This is a genomic window from Actinoalloteichus sp. AHMU CJ021, assembly GCF_002895405.1.
Classification (GTDB): domain Bacteria; phylum Actinomycetota; class Actinomycetes; order Mycobacteriales; family Pseudonocardiaceae; genus Actinoalloteichus_B; species Actinoalloteichus_B caeruleus.
This window is the reverse complement of the sequence record NZ_CP025990.1, coordinates 3,664,964-3,683,253: the sequence shown is the minus strand read 5'-3', so window position 1 is coordinate 3,683,253 and position 18,290 is coordinate 3,664,964. Positions and strand designations below refer to the sequence as shown.

The 18,290-nt window shown below is 72.9% G+C and carries 17 protein-coding genes; 10 read left to right on the top strand and 7 right to left on the bottom strand.

Annotated features, from left to right (window positions below; translation table 11 throughout):
• Window positions 1–23 precede the first annotated feature (23 nt).
• Entirely contained in the window at window positions 24–1,271 is a 1,248-nt protein-coding gene (locus tag C1701_RS15970) for an ABC transporter substrate-binding protein (RefSeq protein WP_026419038.1), read from the bottom strand.
• A gap of 298 nt (window positions 1,272–1,569) precedes the next feature.
• Here C1701_RS15970 and C1701_RS15965 point away from each other — a divergent pair, with 298 nt between their 5' ends.
• The 5 genes from C1701_RS15965 to C1701_RS15945 all read left to right on the top strand — a co-directional run bounded on the left by C1701_RS15965 (window position 1,570) and on the right by C1701_RS15945 (window position 6,840).
• Window positions 1,570–2,730: a Gfo/Idh/MocA family protein gene (locus C1701_RS15965; RefSeq protein ID WP_372492995.1), complete on the top strand. Its 1,161-nt coding sequence runs from the start codon at window positions 1,570–1,572 to the stop codon at window positions 2,728–2,730.
• Window positions 2,731–2,809: 79 nt separating this feature from the next.
• Window positions 2,810–3,697, top strand: a complete 888-nt coding sequence (locus C1701_RS15960; protein WP_026419036.1) for an NAD-dependent epimerase/dehydratase family protein — start codon at window positions 2,810–2,812, stop codon at window positions 3,695–3,697.
• Between the two features lie 60 nt (window positions 3,698–3,757).
• A complete protein-coding gene (locus C1701_RS15955) occupies window positions 3,758–4,678 on the top strand; it encodes a 5-dehydro-4-deoxyglucarate dehydratase (RefSeq protein WP_026419035.1) in 921 nt (306 codons plus the stop codon).
• Window positions 4,679–4,731: 53 nt separating this feature from the next.
• Window positions 4,732–5,823: a mandelate racemase/muconate lactonizing enzyme family protein gene (locus C1701_RS15950; protein ID WP_103056140.1), complete on the top strand. Its 1,092-nt coding sequence runs from the start codon at window positions 4,732–4,734 to the stop codon at window positions 5,821–5,823.
• Window positions 5,824–6,318: 495 nt separating this feature from the next.
• Complete coding sequence (locus tag C1701_RS15945) at window positions 6,319–6,840, top strand: hypothetical protein (RefSeq protein WP_030105744.1); 522 nt, start codon at window positions 6,319–6,321, stop codon at window positions 6,838–6,840.
• Between the two features lie 109 nt (window positions 6,841–6,949).
• Here the strand turns inward: C1701_RS15945 and C1701_RS15940 are convergent, their stop codons facing one another.
• The 4 genes from C1701_RS15940 to C1701_RS15925 form a co-directional block, all read right to left on the bottom strand.
• A complete protein-coding gene (locus C1701_RS15940) occupies window positions 6,950–7,702 on the bottom strand; it encodes an alpha/beta fold hydrolase (protein WP_051313996.1) in 753 nt (250 codons plus the stop codon).
• A 657-nt stretch (window positions 7,703–8,359) separates the two neighbouring features.
• Complete coding sequence (locus C1701_RS15935) at window positions 8,360–8,920, bottom strand: hypothetical protein (RefSeq protein ID WP_103056139.1); 561 nt, start codon at window positions 8,918–8,920, stop codon at window positions 8,360–8,362.
• A gap of 224 nt (window positions 8,921–9,144) precedes the next feature.
• Complete coding sequence (locus C1701_RS15930; protein ID WP_103056138.1) at window positions 9,145–10,593, bottom strand: sensor histidine kinase; 1,449 nt, start codon at window positions 10,591–10,593, stop codon at window positions 9,145–9,147.
• Window positions 10,590–11,270, bottom strand: a complete 681-nt coding sequence (locus tag C1701_RS15925) for a response regulator transcription factor (RefSeq protein WP_026419031.1) — start codon at window positions 11,268–11,270, stop codon at window positions 10,590–10,592. The genes C1701_RS15930 and C1701_RS15925 overlap by 4 nt, the downstream gene beginning before the upstream one ends.
• 247 nt (window positions 11,271–11,517) lie before the next feature.
• Between C1701_RS15925 and alr the strand changes: the two genes are divergently transcribed.
• Both alr and C1701_RS15915 read left to right on the top strand, forming a co-directional pair.
• Entirely contained in the window at window positions 11,518–12,690 is a 1,173-nt protein-coding gene (gene alr / locus C1701_RS15920) for an alanine racemase (RefSeq protein WP_026419030.1), read from the top strand.
• Window positions 12,683–13,765, top strand: coding sequence for a D-alanine--D-alanine ligase family protein (locus tag C1701_RS15915; protein WP_103056137.1), 1,083 nt, complete (start codon window positions 12,683–12,685; stop codon window positions 13,763–13,765). The genes alr and C1701_RS15915 overlap by 8 nt, the downstream gene beginning before the upstream one ends.
• 114 nt (window positions 13,766–13,879) lie before the next feature.
• Here C1701_RS15915 and C1701_RS15910 read toward each other — a convergent pair whose 3' ends face one another.
• The gene (locus C1701_RS15910) at window positions 13,880–14,416 is read right to left on the bottom strand and encodes a carboxymuconolactone decarboxylase family protein (RefSeq protein ID WP_026419028.1); all 537 of its coding nucleotides are present in this window, start codon (window positions 14,414–14,416) and stop codon (window positions 13,880–13,882) included.
• On the bottom strand, window positions 14,416–14,967 hold the full coding sequence (locus C1701_RS15905) for a peroxiredoxin (RefSeq protein ID WP_026419027.1): 552 nt from the start codon (window positions 14,965–14,967) through the stop codon (window positions 14,416–14,418). Before C1701_RS15905 ends, C1701_RS15910 begins: the two co-directional genes overlap by 1 nt.
• A 94-nt stretch (window positions 14,968–15,061) precedes the next feature.
• Here C1701_RS15905 and C1701_RS15900 point away from each other — a divergent pair, with 94 nt between their 5' ends.
• From C1701_RS15900 to C1701_RS15890, 3 genes are all read left to right on the top strand, one after another.
• Entirely contained in the window at window positions 15,062–16,054 is a 993-nt protein-coding gene (locus C1701_RS15900) for a hydrogen peroxide-inducible genes activator (RefSeq protein WP_103056136.1), read from the top strand.
• A gap of 49 nt (window positions 16,055–16,103) precedes the next feature.
• On the top strand, window positions 16,104–17,573 hold the full coding sequence (locus C1701_RS15895; RefSeq protein ID WP_103056135.1) for an AlkA N-terminal domain-containing protein: 1,470 nt from the start codon (window positions 16,104–16,106) through the stop codon (window positions 17,571–17,573).
• A 61-nt stretch (window positions 17,574–17,634) separates the two neighbouring features.
• Window positions 17,635–18,153 carry a methylated-DNA--[protein]-cysteine S-methyltransferase gene (locus tag C1701_RS15890; protein ID WP_103056134.1) on the top strand — a complete coding sequence of 173 codons (519 nt, stop codon included), beginning with the start codon at window positions 17,635–17,637 and terminating at the stop codon, window positions 18,151–18,153.
• Window positions 18,154–18,290 lie beyond the last annotated feature (137 nt).

Genomic DNA, 18,290 nt, shown 5'->3' with positions numbered 1-18,290 from the left:
GCACCCCCGCCAACTGACTCGCGTCAGAGCTCCTGTTGTGCTCGGTTGAGGAACTGGTCCGCGGCTTCGTCAATGCTGATCTGTCCGAACGCGACCACCTGGTTCAGCCGTTCCCACTCCCGCTTCAGCGTGCTGTTGCCGGGCGGGGGCGGTGGCGGGGTCTCCTCCAGCTCGTCGGCGAGCAGCTCCTCGTACTCGTAGACGACCTCGTCGGCACCCTCCAACTCGGCGCCGACCGCCTCGCGGACCGACTCGTTCACCGGCATGCCCCGGGTCGTGCCCTGGATCTTGCCGGCGTCCTCGTCGTTGAGGAGGAAGTCGACGAGCGCGGCGGCGGCCTCCTTGTGCTCGCTGCCCTCGGCGACGCTCACGAGCATCGCGGGCTTGGCGAACTGGCCGACCCGCTCGCCGATCCTCGGCATGGGGGCGAGCGCGACCGGCCTTCCGAGCACGGAGAAGAAGCTGGGAACGGTGCTGTCCCAGCTGAAGTCGGCGAACGCCAGGCCACGCGAGACCGGGGAGTTCTCCACGGCTCCGTCGATCTGCGCGGTCACCGAACCCTCGGTGGAGGCTCCCTCGGAGCGGAAGCGGTCGAGCAGCTCCATGTACTCCACGACGTCGGCGCGCTCGAAGGCGAGCTCGGCGTCCTCGGTGTAGAGGTCCTTGTCCTGCTGCCGCAACCACACCTGGAAGGTCTCCCAGGACCAGCCGAAGTCGGTGAGCCCGACGCTCTCGCCGTCGGTGGCATCGGCGAGTTCGAGGGAGGCGTCGAACCAGTCCTCCCAGGTCCAGCCCGGTTCGGGGAGGTCGACGCCGGTCTCGGTCCAGCGTTCGACGTCGTAGGCGAAGGTGTGCGTGTTCTGCCCCATCGGCAGCGCGTAGAGCGCGCCGTCGATCTCGCCGGACGTGGCGAGCAGGGGGGTGATCTCCTCGGTGCCGAGCTGGTCCTCGCCGAACTCGTTGAGGTCCGCCAGCACCCCGCGGTCCGCGTACTCCCGCAGGTACGCGTAATCCATCTGGATCACGTCGGGCGGGTTGCCGCCCGCGGTCTCCGTCGCGAGTTTCTCGAAGTAGCCGTCGAAGGCGGAGTATGAGGTCACGACGTCGATTCCGGGGTTGCGCTCCTCGAAGAGCGCCACCGCCTCCTCGGTGAGCCGTGCCCTGTCGTCACTGCCCCACCACGTGAAGCGGATCGTGACGTCGCCGTCGCCGCCGTCGTTCGTGCCGCCGCAGGCTCCGACAGCGCCGAGGACCGTGAGCGCCGATAACACCGTGAGCCCTCTGCGCCATGGGGAGCTTCCTTGCACACCCATCTCCTGGCCTCCTGGGACGTAGAGGCCAGCCTGGCCTCCTGGGACGTAGCGGCGTTTCCACCGAGCCCCACGGCGCAGTGGAAAACGTTTACCGAAAACTAGGGAGCGTTGTTCGTGGTGTCAATCACATGACCGGAACAGGACACTCGAACGGCGGGCTCTGGTCAAGGGGGCGTCGGTCGGGGATGAACGGAGGGCCTTGGCGGCGAGGCGGCACTACGGTTACGGTGGAAAGCGCTTTCCCTGTGTGAGAGGTATGGAACTCATGGACAGTCACGTGCTGACAATCGCGATGAACGGGGTCACCGGCCGCATGGGCTACCGCCAGCACCTGCTGCGGTCGATCCTGGCCATCCGGGAGGAGGGCGGGGTCCAGCTGTCCGACGGGACCCGCGTCCTCCCCGAGCCGGTCCTCGTCGGCCGCAACGAGCGGAAGCTGCGCGAACTCGCGGACCGGCACTCCCTGAACCGGTGGACGACCGACCTCGACGAGGTGCTCGCCGACGAGTCGGTGTCGATCTACTTCGACTCCCAGGTCACCAGCGCCCGCGAGTCCGCGGTGCTGCGGGCGGTCAAGGCCGGCAAGCACATCTACGCGGAGAAGCCCACCGCCACCTCCCTGGAGGGCGCGGTCGAGCTGGCCAGGGTGGCCAGGGACGCCGGGGTGAAGACGGGGGTCGTGCAGGACAAGCTGTTCCTGCCGGGCCTGCTCAAGCTCAAGCGGCTGATCGACGGCGGCTTCTTCGGTCGCATCCTGTCGGTCCGGGGCGAGTTCGGGTACTGGGTGTACGAGGGTGACTGGCAGCCCGCCCAGCGGCCGAGCTGGAACTACCGCGCCGAGGACGGCGGCGGGATCATCGTCGACATGTTCCCGCACTGGCACTACGTGCTGGAGGCGCTGTTCGGCTCCGTCGAGGCGGTCACCGCGAAGGCCGTCACCCACGTCGACCGCCGCTGGGACGAGCAGGGCAAGGCGTACGAGGCCACCGCGGACGACGCCGCCTACGGCATCTTCGAACTCGCCGGCGGGGTCATCGCCCAGATCAACTCCTCCTGGTGCGTGCGGGTCAACCGGGACGAGCTGGTGGAGTTCCAGGTCGACGGCACCGAGGGCAGCGCCGTCGCCGGACTCCGGGAGTGCCGCGTCCAGCACCGGGCGATCACGCCCAAGCCGGTGTGGAACCCCGACATCGCCGTGCCCGAGCCCTTCCGGGAGCAGTGGCAGACCGTGCCGGACAACGCCGAGCTGGACAACGGCTTCAAGGTGCAGTGGGAGCAGTTCATCCGGCACGTCGTCGAGGACGCCCCCTTCCCGCACGACTTCCTCTCGGGGGCCCGGGGTGTGCAGCTCGCCGAGGCGGGCCTGCTGTCCTCCGCCGAGGGCCGCCGGGTGCCGATCACCGAGATCAGGATCTGACGGTCGGTCGGACGACGCCGGCCGCCGGCGGAACGGCGGCACCACACCTGGGCAACAGCGAACGGAGAGGTGCGCGAGGATGCGGGTTCTGGTGACGGGCGGCAGTGGCCGGCTGGGCCGCAGCGTGGTGCGGGCGATGGCGGACGCGGGCCACGAGCCGGTGTGCGTCGACCTGGTCCGCGCTCCCGACCAACCGGTGGGAGTGGAGACGTTCACGGCGGACCTGACCGACACGGGGGAGTGCTACGCCACCCTCGGTCGGTACCGGCCGGACGCCGTGGTGCACCTGGCGGCCATCCCGGTGCCGTTCGTCGCCACCGACCCCGACACCTTCCGCACCAACACCCAGCTGGCGTTCAACGTGTGCCAGGCCGCCACCGACCTGGGGGTGCGCACGGTGCTGACCGCCAGCAGCCCGACGGTCCTCGGCTACGGCAACCCGGCCGGGTGGCAGCCCGACCGGCTCCCGCTGGACGAGGACACCCCGGTGCGCCCGTGGAACTCCTACGCCCTGTCCAAGGTCGTCGCGGAGGAGATCACCCGTTCCTTCGCCCGCCGGTGGCCGGAGCGCGCCGCCTTCCACTGCTTCCGGCCCTGCTTCGTCGTCTCGCCGGAGGAGTGGGAGGGCGCGCCCACCCAGACCGGACACCGCATCCACGACCGGCTGGACCGCCCGGAACTCGGCGCGGTGTCCCTGTTCAACTACGTCGACGCCCGGGACGCCGGGGAGTTCACCGCGGTCCTGCTCGAACGGGCGCACGACCTGCCCCCCGGCCAGACCTTCTTCGTGGGGGCCCGCGACGCGCTCGCCAGGCAACCGCTGGCCGACCTGCTCCCCGCGCACACCAGCGTGCCCGAGGAGGTGGCCGCCCCGCTGACGGGGGACACCCCGGCGTTCCGCGTGGCGAAGGCGGCCCGACTGCTGGGCTGGACCGCCGCCAGGAGCTGGCGCACCGAGCTGCGCTGAGTCCCGGCCGGAAGCCGGCAACACCGATCCGCACAACGTGAGCGAGCACAGGAGAGAGTCGTGAAGCTCGACAGGGTTCTGTTCTTCCCGGTCACCCCCTTCGACGCGCGGGGCGCGGTGGACACGGAGGTCCTGGCGGAACACCTGCGGCGCAGCCTCGCCCACCGGCCGGGCGCGGTGTTCGCCGCCTGCGGCACCGGCGAGGTGCACGCCCTGTCGGTCGCCGAGCAGGCGACCGTGGTGGCGACGGCGGCGGCGGTCACCCCGGAGGACATCCCGGTGTTCGCCGGAGCCGGTGGCCCGCTGCCCACCGCGCGGGAGCAGGTGCGCGGCGCGGCCGACGCCGGGGCCCAGGCGATCCTGCTCCTGCCGCCCTACCTGGTCAACGCCCCCCAGCGCGGCCTGGTCGACTACGTCCGGACCGTCGCGGAGTCCAGCCCGCTGCCCATCGTCTTCTACCAGCGGGGCAACGCGGTGCTCACCGTCGACTCGGCGGTCGAGGTGGCGCGGATACCGAACGTGGTGGGCATCAAGGACGGCGTCGGCGACCTCGACCGGCTGCACGCCATCGTGCTGGCCGTGCGGGACGCGGTGGGGGAGGACTTCCTCTTCTTCAACGGCCTCCCGACCGCCGAGCTGACCGCGGGCGCCTACCGGGGCATCGGCGTCGACCTGTACTCCTCGGCGGCGTTCGCCTTCGTCCCCGAGGTGTCGGCGGCCTTCCACGCCGCCCTGGGCGGGGATGAGGACCTGGTGTCCCGACTGCTGACCGGCTTCTACCAGCCGCTCGCCGCGCTGCGGGACACCACGCCCGGCTACGCGGTCGCCCTGGTGAAGGCCGGTCAGACGCTGCGGGGCCTCGACGTCGGTCCGGTCCGCCCGCCGTTGGTCCCCCCGACCGAGGAGGACCTGCGAACCCTGTCCGAGCTGATCGACACCGGACTGGGGATCGTCGGAGCGGCCTCGCCCGCCCGGTCCTGACCCGAGGCCCGAGCCGACCGTCCCACCGACCACGTTCCGGAGGAGACCCCACCATGCGTGTCACCGACCTGGGCACCCGCACCTACCGGGTTCCGCTCGACCGGCCCTGGGGGCCGGGAGTCGACCACCAGTACCTCGTGGTGACGACCCTGACCACCGAGGACGGGTCCACCGGCACGGGCTTCGCGTGGACACCGAGGATCGGCCCGGCGGCCGTCGACGCCTTGCTGCGCACCGACATCCGCGACGCCCTCGTCGGCACGGACCTGGTCCGCCCGGAGGTGCTGTGGGACCGGCTCTGGCACCACCTGCACGAGGGCGGTTCCGGAGGGATCACCACGATGGCCCTGGCCGCCGTCGACATCGCCGCCTGGGACCTGGTCGGCCGCCGCGCCGGTCTGCCCCTGGTGGACCTGGTTGGCCGGCGCAGGGACACCGTGACCTGCTACGGCAGCGGGGTGAACCTCCACTACGGTCGGGACGACCTCGTCGCCCAGGTCCGCCGGTTCGTCGAGGCCGGCCACCACGCGGTGAAGATCAAGGTCGGGTCGCCCGAGTTGGACCGGGACCTCGACCGGGTCGCCGCCGTCCGGGACGTCCTGGGTGAGCGTGGCCTGCTGATGCTGGACGCCAACCAGCGGTGGGACCACCCGACGGCGGTGCGGGCGATCCGGGCGCTGTCCCGTTTCGACCCCTACTGGATCGAGGAGCCGTTGCTGGCTGACGAGCTGCCGGGCCTGGGCCGGCTGCGCGCCGACACGGGAGCCAGGATCGCGGTGGGGGAGAACCTGCGCACGGTCCACCAGTTCCGGGACGCGCTCGTCGCGGGCGCGGTCGACTTCGCCCAACCCAACGCCGTGCGCGTCGGCGGGATCACCCCCTTCCTGCGGATCGCGGAGCTGGCCAGGGTCTTCGGTGTTCCCACGGCTCCCCACCTGCTGCCGGAACTGTCGGCGCAGCTCGCGCTCTGCGTGCCCCTCGTCTCCATGGTCGAGGACATCGACCGGGCGTCCTTCGGGGCGCTCGGCGCCCTGGCGGAGCCGAGTGGGGTGACGATCAGCGCGCCGTCGGTCACGGCTGCCACCGCCCCCGGGCACGGCCTGGTCTTCGCGACCGACCGGATGGAACGGGTGTCGGGCGCCTGAGCGGGGGACCGTTCCCGCTCAGGCGGCACCGCGCGGCCTCGTGACCTCCGGTGGGACGTGGCCCCCGTCGCCGCGTCGGCACCGGCACCCGGGGTGTTCGCTGAGGGCGTAGCAGCGCCGTGGTCGGTGCCCGACCGGCACACGGCCCGCCACGATCCGCGTCGGCGTCCCGCTGACCAGCCAGCACCCGTCGGGGATCGCCGCGCGCGCTCTTCGCCCGCCGCCTCCGTCTACTAACGGTGTCCGACCAACTGCTTGGAGTAGTGATCTCCGGGTGGTTGGCTGAGCGGCATGGACAGGAGAAGGAACGGCGTCCCGAGCCCGTTCACCAACGCGGCGGCCGGTCGCCGCGGACGACCGCGAGCCCCCGCACGGCGGTCGGCCGGGCGGCGACCAGGTGGGGCGCAACCGTTATCGATCCGCGCTGGTTCGGTGCGGCCCCGGAGGTGGACCATCAGCTCGGGGGCCGACCGACACGGGGTACCGGGGGACGTCATGACGGACGACGCTGGGGGACGGTTACCGGAGACGCGCACGTTCGAACCGCCGCCGGTCGCTCCAGGACCGGTGCGGTTGTTCGCGGGAGTGCTGTCCTCGGTGCTGCTGTCCTCGCTGCTGGTCACCACGCTCGTCGGCGTGGTACCGCACGAGGCCTCGGCGGCGACGACCGTGGGCGCCTTCTGGGCTGCCTGGTCGGTGTTCGCACTGGTCCTCGCGGCGCTCCTGCTGCCATCGGCCCTGCTGCTCGGCTGGCCGCTGGGGGTGCTCACGGCGCGGTGGGGTCCCCTCGCCGCGTCCCTCGCGTTCGCGGCGCTGGGCGCGGTCGTCGGGGTCGTCCTGCTGTTCGTCCTCGACGCGGTCGACACCGACGTGCTGGGCGGGGTGGTCGTCGCCCTGCTGGGCGGGGTGTCCGGTTTCGTCGGACGGCTGCTCAGCGACGTCGTCAGCCGGACACGGGGGCTGATGGTCGCGCTGTCCGTCCTGCTGGGTGCGCTGGTGGTCTCCGCCGCCCTGTGAGACCCGGGCCGAGGACCGGCATCCGGTGGTGGGGAGTGCGGGTCGGTCGAGACGACCGAGCCGCACTCGAGCCGGACACCGGCGGCCCTCGAACCGGCGACCGGTTCCGTCACCCGGGCGCGGTCGCACCCCGGAGGAAGTCACCGGCGATCCGCCCGCACAGCCCCGGGTGCTCGGCGATCAGCGATCGGGTGGCCTCGGGCAGGATCGCCAACGACGCCGTGGGCAGTCCTCGGTAGAGCGCCACCGAGTGCTCCAGGGACACGACGTCGCGGTCCCCGCTCATCACCAGCACGGGCACGTCCGCCCCGGCCAGGTCCTCCCGGCGCAGCGCCGGCTCGTTCGACATCATCGTCATCAGGCGCTCCCACAGGTCCTGCGCGTGCCCCGCGCCGTGCGGTGAGACCTCCTCGTGCGCCAGGGCGAGCGGTGCCGGGACCTGTCCCACGCCGTGCTCGGCGAGCGCCGCGCGGAGTTCGGGCACCAGCCCCTCGTGGTGGAACACCGCCCCGACCAGGACCGCGCGCCGCACCAGGTCCGGCCGCCGGATCGCCGTCAGCAACGCCACCGTGCCGCCGTCGCCGTGGCCCAGGAGGTGGGCGGGGCCACCGACCACGTCCTCCAGGAACCGGATGGTGTCCTCGGCCATCGACGCGTAACCCGTCGGACCGGGCGCGTCGGGGCTCCGGCCGTGACCACGCCGTTCGGGGCGCAGGACCCGGAAGTGCGGGGTGAGATCGTCGAGCAGGCCGTCGAAGTCCCGGGAGTCACCGAGCCCGCCGTGGAGCAGCAGCAGCGGTTCCCCGGCTCCGTGGTCGTCGTACCAGGTGAGCACGTCGCCGATCCGCGCGTAGTGGCCCAAACCGTCCTCCAGGGAAAGGTGGTCCGCGTCCTCGTCGGTCGGGTCCCGACCGCCACCCGGGGCCGCGCGGTGCGCTCCGAGGTGTCCTCACCACCCCGGTCGGACGCCTCGGGGCCCGGGCGGGGGTGGGGCGTCGACCGGCACCCTCGGTGCCGTCGGCGAGGGTAGGAGCCGGCACCGACACGACGAGCGGGGCGAGTGGGAGGCTCCGGGGCCGAGCTCGCCGGGGATCACTCCACACCGGACGGGCAGCGGCTGGATCACCTTTGATGTGCGGGGCACCGGTCTCGACCCGGGGCGGGCGGGCCGGCGGGCGGCAGCCGGGCGTTGGTGGAGGGCCTGTCGCGTGACGCGTCAGCCCCTGAGCGCCGGCACCGGGGCGGCCAGGCGGGCGTCCGCTCGCGTGGCCTGAGATGCCTCGGGACGGCGGGACGACCGCCCGTGCCCTGGCGGGGGACGTGGAGGGAGGCCGGGTCGCCGGGACGCGGAAGCCAGGGCCCGAGGCGTGGTCACTCGGGCGGCGCCGGGGGCTGCCGTCGTGGTTCCCCGCGACCGGTGGGACTGCCGTGATGCGCGCACCGCCGAGCGGCGCCACCTCCGGCGGGAGGCGGCGCGCGGAGACGGGGTGGTGCCCGCCTCCGCGCGGCGAGGGGAGGCTCAGACCTCGCCCTCGAAGAAGACCGGGTCGCCGTCGTTGAACAGCTCGGGCGCGACCTCGAGCCGCAGGTCGCTGCTGCCCTCGGGGATGATCCAGCCCGCGCTCACGGTGACGGTCTCGCCGGAGGGGATGCTGCTGAAGCCCATCGCCGTGCCGTCAAGACCGCCGCCGCTGTCGAAGAGCTCCTCGGTCGGCCGGCCCCCGGAGGTCGCCTGGGTGTGGAACAACGCTCCGTCGTAGACCTCGTCCTTGCCGTTCTCGACGGAGATGTCGAAGGCCACGACGCGGCCGCCGTCGATCTCCTGGATGAGGTACTCGCTCGGCTCGTGCTCCCTCGGCTCCGAGAAGGTGACCAGCAGGCCGTCGAAGTCGTGGGTGTCGCCCCAGGTCGGGTTGCCGGCCGGCTCCTCGGCGGCGGCCTCCTGGGCCTGGTCCGCCCCCTCCTCGGCGGTCTGCTCGGCGGTGGTCTCGGGCGTGGTGTCCTCGTCCGAGCTGCCGCAGCCCGCGAGCAGGGCCAGCGCGGCGACGGCGGAGATGACGGGAGTCAGTCGGGTACGCACGGTCTCGGTTGTCCTCACGATGTCGTAGTGCTGTCACTGGAAGTATCGGAACCGACGCGCTGTCCGTTTTGCCCTCCGCGTGCTCGACACTGAACCGAGATGGTCCAGAGCCCGGTCCGAGACGTTGGGCCGGGGGCAGGCGGGCGCCGAGGGCGGGTGCGACGCGTACCCCCGGTGACCAGGAATCCCTCGCTGGTCGGCTCGCCTGGTCGAACGCCTCCTCCTCAGGGGGCCGTCGTCGGGGGTTCTCCTCTCGGGAGGGTGACGGTGAACACGGCGCCGTCCGCGTTGCGCACGCCGAGGTGCCCGCCGTGGGCCGTCGCGTTCTCGGCGGCGATGGACAGGCCGAGCCCGCTGCCCTCGGTGACCCGTCGTGAGGCGTCACCCCGGACGAAGCGGTCGAACACGATGGGCACCAGTTCCTCGGGGACACCGGGGCCGCCGTCGGCGACGCGCACCAGCACCGTGGCGGAGTCGGTGCCGTCGACGGTGACCACCACCGGTTCGGCTCCGTGCGTCACGGCGTTGGTCAGCAGGTTCCGCACGATCGTGTGCAGCCGGCGGGCGTCTCCGGTGACGAGCACGTCACCCACCACCCGGATCGAGATGTCGGCGTCGGGGGCGGCGAGGTCGACGGCGTCGGCCACCAGCTCCGCCAGGTCCACCGGCTCCTGGAGCACCTCGACCACACCGGCGTCGAACCGGGAGATCTCCAGCAGGTCCTCCACCAACCGCGCCAGCCGCCGGCTCTGCACCGTCAGCAGGTCCGCCGCCCGCGCCCGCGACTCGCCGTCCAGGCTGTTCAGGCTGTCCGCCGCCGCCACCATCGAGGCCAGGGGAGTGCGCAGGTCGTGGGTGACGTCCGAGACGAACCGCCGCTGCTGCCGGTCCTTGGCCCGCAGGTCCGTGATCGAGTGGCTCAGGCGTTCGGCCATCGCGTTGAACGCGGTGGCGAGGTCGGCGAGGTCGTCCCGCCCGGCGACCGGGAGCCTGGTGCCCAGGTCGCCGTCCCCGAACCTCCTGGCCGCGTCCGCCGCCGTCCGCAGCGGTCGGGACACCTGGTTGGCCGCCAGGATCGCGGCGACCGTGGCGAGGAACGCGACGACGGCGGAGATCGCGGCGAGTTGGTGGCGGAGCCGGGACAGCTCGTCGTCCAGCCGGTGCATGCCGTAGTGCTGCACGAGGACGAGCCCGGGGGTGACCTCGCCGGCGACGAGCAGCCAGCCCGACCGGTACGGGTCGCGCTGGACAGCCGGGAGGTGGCCGACGACGGCCTCGCGGACGAGCTCCGCCGGAACCGGAGCATTCTGGTGCTGTGGGTCGCCGGCGGTCGCCGGGAAGGCGGCACCGGACGGTTCGCCCTCCGCCGGTGGCCAGGACACCGGCGCGCCGCCGAGGTCGACCGCGCTCCAACCCACCCCCGCCCAGCGGTCCATCTCCTCGGCGAGCACCGCCACCCGCCCCTCCCCGTGGAGCTCCTCCTCGGTGCGCAGGTGGTTGATCGTGGACTGGAAGGAGGCGTCGGCCGCGAGCACGAAGCGTTCGGTGCTGTCGTCGGCCTGCACCCGGTAGGAGGCGAAACCGACGCCGGCGCTCGCGGCGACGGTGAGGAGCACGATGCTCGCCGCGATCCTCGTGCGCAGCCCGAGCGACCAGCCGCGAGGGGGGGTCACGGTTTCGCCAGCCGGTACCCGAGGCCGCGGACGGTCAACACGAGTTCCGGGTTGGCCGGGTCACGTTCGATCTTCGACCGGAGCCGGGACACGGCCGCGTCCACGATCCGCGAGTCGCCCACGTACCCGTAGTCCCACACCCGGCGGAGCAGCACCTGCCGGGTGAGCACCTGGCCGGAGTGGTCTGCGAACTCCAGCAGCAGCCGCAGCTCCGTCGAGGTCAGGTTCACCTCGTGCCCCTCGCGGGTCACCACCATCGCGGTGCGGTCGATGGCCACCTCGCCGATGCGGACGACCTCCTGCCCGGGAGCGCTGGCGCTCCGCCGCAGCACCGCCTTGATCCTGGCGTCGAGCACGCGGGGCTCGACCGGTTTGACGACGTAGTCGTCCGCACCGCACTCCAGGCCGGCGACGACGTCGATCGGGTCGCCCCGCGCGGTGAGCAGGATGATCGGCAGCGTGCTGCGCGCCCGCACCCGTCGGCACACCTCGAAGCCGTCGATGCCGGGCAGCATCACGTCCACCAGCAGCAGGTCGACCGACTCCCCGAGGGCCAGCAGTTCCAGCCCGCCCTCGCCGCCGCCAGCCGCCACCACCTCGTGCCCCAGCCCCCGCAGGGCCAGGGTGAGGGCCTCGGCCAGCGCGTCGTCGTCCTCCACCAGTAACAGCCGGGCCACCGCTCGTCGCTCCCCGTCGTCTTCCGCCGATGTCCGCACCACCTCGGACGTGGCCGCCACGGTATACGACCCGGACGCGCCCCTCCGGACCGTGACCCGCCGTTGACCAGCGGTGACGACCGGAGGCGCCGGCGATCCCCGAGCGGGCCGAGTGCCGCTGGCACCGGTGGGGAACGGTCGAGAAACGGTCACAGTCCTGGCACACGCCGTTCCTAGCGTGGGTGGGACGCGACCCGAGGACGGAACGATGACGAGTTGGACCGCACGGGGTGGCCTGGCCGAGGCCACGGTGGACCTCGACGCGATCGCCCACAACACGGCGCTGCTCGCCGCCAGGGCGACGGCCCCGGTGCTGGCCGTGGTGAAGGCGGACGCGTTCGGGCACGGGATGTTGCCGGTGACCCGGACCGTGCTCGACGCGGGCGCGACCTGGTTGGGGGTCGCCACCAACGCCGAGGCGCTGCGGCTGCGGGAGGCCGGCGTGACGGCCCCGGTGCTCAGCTGGCTGCACGCGCACGACGAGGACTTCGACGCGGCGATCCTGGCCGGTGTCGATCTGGGCGTCTCCTCCGCCGAGCACCTGGAGCGGATCGCGGAGTGCGCCACCCGGGTCGGCACCCGCGCGGCCGTCCACCTGAAGGTCGACACCGGGCTCCGCCGAGGCGGAGCGGACCACACGGCGTGGCGCGGCCTCCTGGACCGGGCGGCGTGGCTGCAACGCCGGGGGCGGCTGCTGGTGCGCGGTGTCTGGTCCCACCTGGGCGCGGCCGGGGCACCCGCCGCGTCGCCGCCGGTCGGCACGCAGGTGCGGGCCTTCGAGCTGGCCCTGCGGGAGGCGCGGGACGCCGGGCTCGACCCGGAACTGCGCCACCTCGCGAACTCGGCCGCCACCCTGACCGAGCCCGCCACCCACTACGACCTCGTGCGGGTCGGCATCGCCCTGTACGGGGTGGAACCGGTCGCCGGGCGCAGCGGCGGCCTCCGGCCAGCGATGACCTTGCGGTCCAGGACGGTGCTGGTGAAGAAGGTTCCCGCCGGGGAGGGCGTCTCCTACGAGCACCGCTACCGGACGTCCGGGGAGAGCACGCTCGCCCTGGTGCCGGTCGGCTTCGCCGACGGTGTGCCCCGGCTGGCCAGCAACCGGGGCGCGGCCCTGCTGGCGGGCCGTCGGCGTCCCGTCGCCGGTCTCGTCGCGATGGACCAACTGGTCCTCGACCTCGGCCGGGACGAGGCGAACCTCGGCGACGAGGTCCTGGTGCTCGGCCCCGGGGACGACGGCGAACCCACGGCGGCCGAGTGGGCGGCCTGGGCGGAGACCAACCCGCACGAGGTCCTCACCGGCATCGGCGCGCGGATACCCCGCCGCTACCTCGGTGGGGCACGAGCAACCCGCGAACTGGAGGAGTTGTCCCTTGTCTGAGCCGAGAACCAGGGTCGCCGTGGTCTACGGCGGCCGCAGCGGGGAACACGCGGTGTCCCGCCAGTCCGCGGCGAGCATCCTCACCCACCTCGACCGCGACCGCCACCAGGTGGTCCCGGTGTTGATCGACCGGGACGGGGGGTGGTGGATCGAGGAGGACGGGCCAGACCCGGCGGCCACCGGTGCCCGGGCCGCGACCGAGGACGTGTGGCGCGCACCCGGACCGGCTCCCGCGTTGGGCATGACGGAGGCGCTGCGCCGGCTGCGGGACGTCGACGTCGTGTTCCCCGCGTTGCACGGCCCGTTCGGGGAGGACGGGACGATCCAGTCGATGCTGGCGCTCTACGGCATCCCCTTCGTCGGCAACGGGGTGCTGGCCAGCGCGGTCGGCATGGACAAGGAACACACCAAGACCATGCTGGCCTCGGCGGGGATCCCGGTCGCGCCGGGCCTGGTGCTGCGACCGGGGCAGCGGCCCCGCCCGGAGGACCTGGCCCCGCTCGGGTTGCCGCTGTTCGTCAAACCGGCCCGCGCCGGCTCCAGTCTCGGGGTGTCCAGGGTGGACGACCTCGCCCAGTTGCCGGCGGCCCTGGCCACCGCCCGGGAGAGCGACGGGAAGGTGCTGGTCGAGGGCGCGGTTCCCGGTCGGGAGATCGACGTGGGCGTGCTCCAGCGCGCCGACGGCACCCTGGAGGTCAGTCCGCCGCTGGAGATCAGGGTCGCCGAGGACCAGCGGTTCTTCGACTACGAGGCCAAGTACGACGGGTCCGTTGGCACGGTCTTCGACGTGCCGGCCAACCTGGACGCCTCGACGGCCGAGCGCCTGGACCGGCTCGCGGTGGCGGTGTTCGAGGCCCTGGACTGCGCCGGGTTGCTCCGGGTGGACGTCTTCCTGCGCGCCGACGGGGAACTGGTGGTCAACGAGGTCAACACCTTCCCCGGGTTCACCTCGGCGTCCCAGTACCCGCTGATGTGGCGGGCCGCCGGCCTGTCCTACTCGGAGTTGCTGACGGCGATGGTCGACACCGCCCTGGCGCGGCGGACGCCGGTCGCCGCCGCCGCGGCCGGGGCCTGACGGGTGCGGGTGGCCGGGAGCTGGTCCGGCCCAGGCGGCGGACGGCCCGGCCTCCACTTCCCATCGGTGGGGGAGCGGGGCCGGGCCCTGGTCGAGCGGGGCGCGGGTCGGGGGTCACACCCCGGACAGCACCCGCTCCGCGTCCAGCGTCACGGCGGCGGCGTGCACCACGGCCGCCACGCGCAGTGCCTCGTGGATCGTCTCCCGGGGCAGGTCCGACTTCCGCAGCGTCTTCTCGTGCGACTCCAGGCAGACACCGCAACCGGTGATGGCGCTGACCGCCAACGACCACAGCTCGAAGTCCACCTTGTCCACACCGGGGTTGCCGATGACCTGCATGCGCAGCCGCGCCGGCAGGTTGTCGTACTCGGCGTCGCCGATCAGGTGCTTCGACCGGTAGTAGATGTTGTTCATCGCCATGATCGAGGCGGCCGCCTTCGCGGCGTTCAGCGCCTCCTCGGACAGGTGTTCCCTGGCCTCGGACTCCAGCTCCCGCAGCACCTGCTCGTTGCGGCAGGCGATCGCCACCGCCAGCACCGTGCCCCACAGCCGCTGCTTGGGCAGCGTGGAGGTGCCGATCACCGAACCGAGGTTCAGCTTGGTGTCCTTGGCGTAGGCGGGCAGCGCGCTCCTCAACGCGTCCAGTGACATCAGGCGTCCAACAGCTTCGCGGCGTCGAGGGTGCCCTCACCCTTGTTCCAGTTGCAGGGGCACAGCTCGTCGGTCTGGAGGGCGTCGAGCACCCGCAGCACCTCCTCCACGTTCCGGCCAACGGAACCGGCCGTCACCATGACGAACTGGATCTCGTTGTCGGGGTCGACGATGAAGGTGGCCCGCTGGGCGACACCGTCGCCACCGAGCACGCCGCAGGCCTCGGAGAGTTCCCGCTTGATGTCGCTTAGCATCGGGAAGGGCAGGTCCCGCAGGTCGTCGTGGTTCTTCCGCCACGCGTGGTGCACGTACTCCGAGTCGACGGAGACGCCGAGCACCTGGGCGTCGCGGTCGGCGAACTCCTCGTTCAGCCGGCCGAAGGTGGCGATCTCGGTCGGGCAGACGAAGGTGAAGTCCTTCGGCCAGAAGAAGACGACGCGCCACTTGCCCTGGTACGACTTGTTGTCGATCGTCTCGAACGCCTTGTCGGCGTCGAGGGACACGCACGCGGTCAGCGCGTACTCGGGAAACTGCTGGCCAACGGTGAGCACGTTCTCTCCTGTCGTGTTGCTCCGAATGCGCCACCAACCTTGCTCCGCCAGCATTGATAGGGGAAATCGACTCCGCCACCTACACTGATCGGCCATGCCGATCAGTGAGCGCGCGCCGAGCCTGGCACAGCTCAGGGCGTTCCTCGCCGTCGCGGAGTTCCTGCACTTCAGAGCCGCCGCCTCCTCGTTGGGCGTGACCCAGCCCACCCTGTCGGCGGCGATCGCCGCCTGCGAGGACGCGCTGGGCGCGCGCCTTGTGGAACGCACCACACGCCGGGTGATGCTCACCGCGACCGGTGAGCGACTCGTGCCACGTGCCCGGGCCGTGCTGGATGCGATGGACGCCCTCGTGACCGAGGTCGCGGTCTTCGGTCGTCCCTTCACCGGCCGGCTGCGGCTGGGCATCATCCCCACCGTCGCCCCCTACCTGCTGCCCGTCGCGTTGCCGGCCCTCCGCCGTGCCTTCCCCGAACTGGAGATCGAGGTCCACGAGGAGCGGACCGCGCCGCTGCTCGACGGCGCCACCACCGGGCGACTGGACCTCGCCGTGCTCGCCCTGCCGGTGGTCGACCGCAACCTGGCCGCGCTCCTCCTCTACGCGGAGGACTTCGTGTTGGTCACCCCGAAGGACCACCCGCTGGCGGAGCGGCAGGTGATCTCGCGGCAGGCGCTGCGGGACCTGGACGTGCTGCTCCTGGAGGAGGGGCACTGCCTGCGGGACCAGGCCCTCGACGTCTGCCGCGAGGTGGGCACCGGCGTGGAGACCGCGGCCAGGGCGACCAGCCTCACCACCCTGGTGCAGCTGGTGGCGGCGGGCATGGGGGTGACGCTGCTGCCGGCGAGCGCCGTGAGCCTGGAGACCCGCCGCAACCAGCTGCGGGTCAGCCGGTTCGCCTCCCCGAAGCCGGGACGTCGGATCGGGGTGGTGTACCGGGACAGCGCCGGCCGCGAGGCCGAGTTCACCACGATCGCCCACGAGCTGCGGCGGGCGGTGCGGGCCCGCCGGATGCCGGTGCGACTGGCCCCGGACCGGGTCGGACACCCGCCCCAGCGCCAGGAGGGACCGGGGCGGGCCACCGGAGGGTGATGTCGGATTCCTGCCAGAGCAGCCCCCTGAACTGGGGCATGCTGGTCGCATGCTTCTCGACCGGGACCGGTGCGTGCGAGCGGTGCGGTCCAGGGACGCCCGCTTCGACGGGTGGTTCTACACGGCGGTGCTCACCACCGGCATCTACTGCCGACCCAGCTGCCCCGTGGTGCCACCCAAACCGGAGAACATGAGCTTCCACCCCAGCGCCGCCTCGGCGCAGCAGGCGGGGTTCCGGGCGTGCAAGCGATGCCGCCCGGACGCCAGCCCCGGCTCACCCGAGTGGAACGAACGGGCGGACCTGGTGGCCAGGGCGATGCGGCTCATCGCTGACGGGGTGGTGGACCGGGACGGCGTTCCCGGCCTGGCCGCCCGCCTCGGCTACGGCCCCCGCCAGGTGGAGCGGCAACTGGTGGCCGAGCTCGGCGCGGGGCCGCTGGCGCTGGCCAGGGCCCAGCGGGCGCAGACCGCGCGTCTGCTGATCGAGACGTCCAGCCTGCGGATGGCCGACGTCGCCTTCGCCGCCGGCTTCGCCAGCGTCCGCTCGTTCAACGACACCGTCCAGGCGGTCTTCGGCCTCACCCCGACCGATCTGCGGTCGAGGGTGCGCGGTGGAGCGCCGCCCCGAACCCCGGGGACCCTGGCCGTGCGGTTGCCGTTCCGCCGGCCGTTCACCCCGGACAGCCTGTTCGGCCACCTCGCGGTCACCGCGGTCCCCGGTGTCGAGGAGTGGCGCGACGGCGCGTTCCGCCGCGCGCTGCGACTCCCCCACGGACCGGCCGTGGTGGCCCTGCGACCGGAGACCGACCACATCGGGTGCCGGCTCACCCTCTCCGACCTGCGCGACCTGTCCGCCGCGATCAACCGGTGCCGGTGGCTGCTGGACCTCGACGCCGACCCGGTCGCGGTCGACGAGCTGCTCACCGGCGATCCCGCCTTGGCGCCGCTGGTCCACGCCGGCCCGGGCCGGCGCGTTCCCCGCGCGGCGGACGGGCCGGAGTTCGCCGTCCGCGCCGTCCTCGGCCAGCAGGTCTCCACGGCGGCCGCCCGCACCCACGCCGGCCGGCTGGTCGCCGCCCACGGGGAACCGCTGGCCGCACCGGACGGTGGCCTCACCCACCTCTTCCCCGAACCGGGGACCCTGGCCGGTCTCGACCCGGACAGCCTCGCCCTGCCCCGCACCCGGCGGGCCACCCTGACCACCCTGGTCGCCCGGCTGGCGGCGGGAGACCTCGACCTCGGCCCAGGGGCGGACTGGGACCGGGCCCGCGCCGAACTCCGGCCGCTGCCCGGCCTGGGGGACTGGACGGTGGAGACGATCGCGATGCGGGCACTCGGCGACCCGGATGCCTTCGTCGCCACCGACCTGGGGATCCGGCACGCGACCAGGGCACTGGGGCTGCCGCACACGCCCGGGGCGCTGACCCGCCGTGCCGAGGCGTGGCGGCCCTGGCGCGCCTACGCCGTGCAGTACCTGTGGTCCACCACCAGCCACCTCATGAACCGCTTACCCGCCTGAGCAGCGCCCCTCCGGCGGGGCGGACCATGTGAGAGAACGACGTTCGCAGGGAGATTTCGACATGAGCACCGCAGCGACGCCCGACGGGCGTCGAACCCACACCGTCGTCGACAGCCCGATCGGGGCGCTGACCCTGGTCGCGACCGACGGCGTGCTGGCCGGCGTCTACATGGAGGAGCACCGCCACCGCCCGGACGGCGACACCTTCGGCACGCGGGACGACACCGGGTTCGACATGGTCGCCCAGCAGCTGGCGGAGTACTTCGCCGGGCGGCGCACCGATTTCGACCTGCCGCTGGCGCCGCACGGAACACCCTTCCAACAGCAGGTCTGGGCCCAGCTCCGCGCCATCCCCTACGGGGAGACGGTCTCCTACGGCGAGCTTGCCGCGAGGATGGGTCGCCCCTCCGCGTCCCGGGCCGTCGGCCTGGCCAACGGCCGCAACCCGATCAGCGTCATCGTGCCCTGCCACCGGGTGGTGGGTTCCGCCGGCGGCCTCACCGGCTACGCCGGGGGCGTGGAACGGAAACGCACCCTCCTCGACCTCGAACGACGGGTGAGCGGCCGGGCACTGCTCTGAGGCTCGGAGGAGCGGCCGGCCGGGCCTGGCGCGCCCCGGCGGACCAGCCGCCCGCGTCCGGGGACGCCGTTCCGGTCCGTCCTCCCGGCGAGGAGGACCCGCTCGGTGCCGGGTCGGGAGCGGGAGGGCCCCAGCGC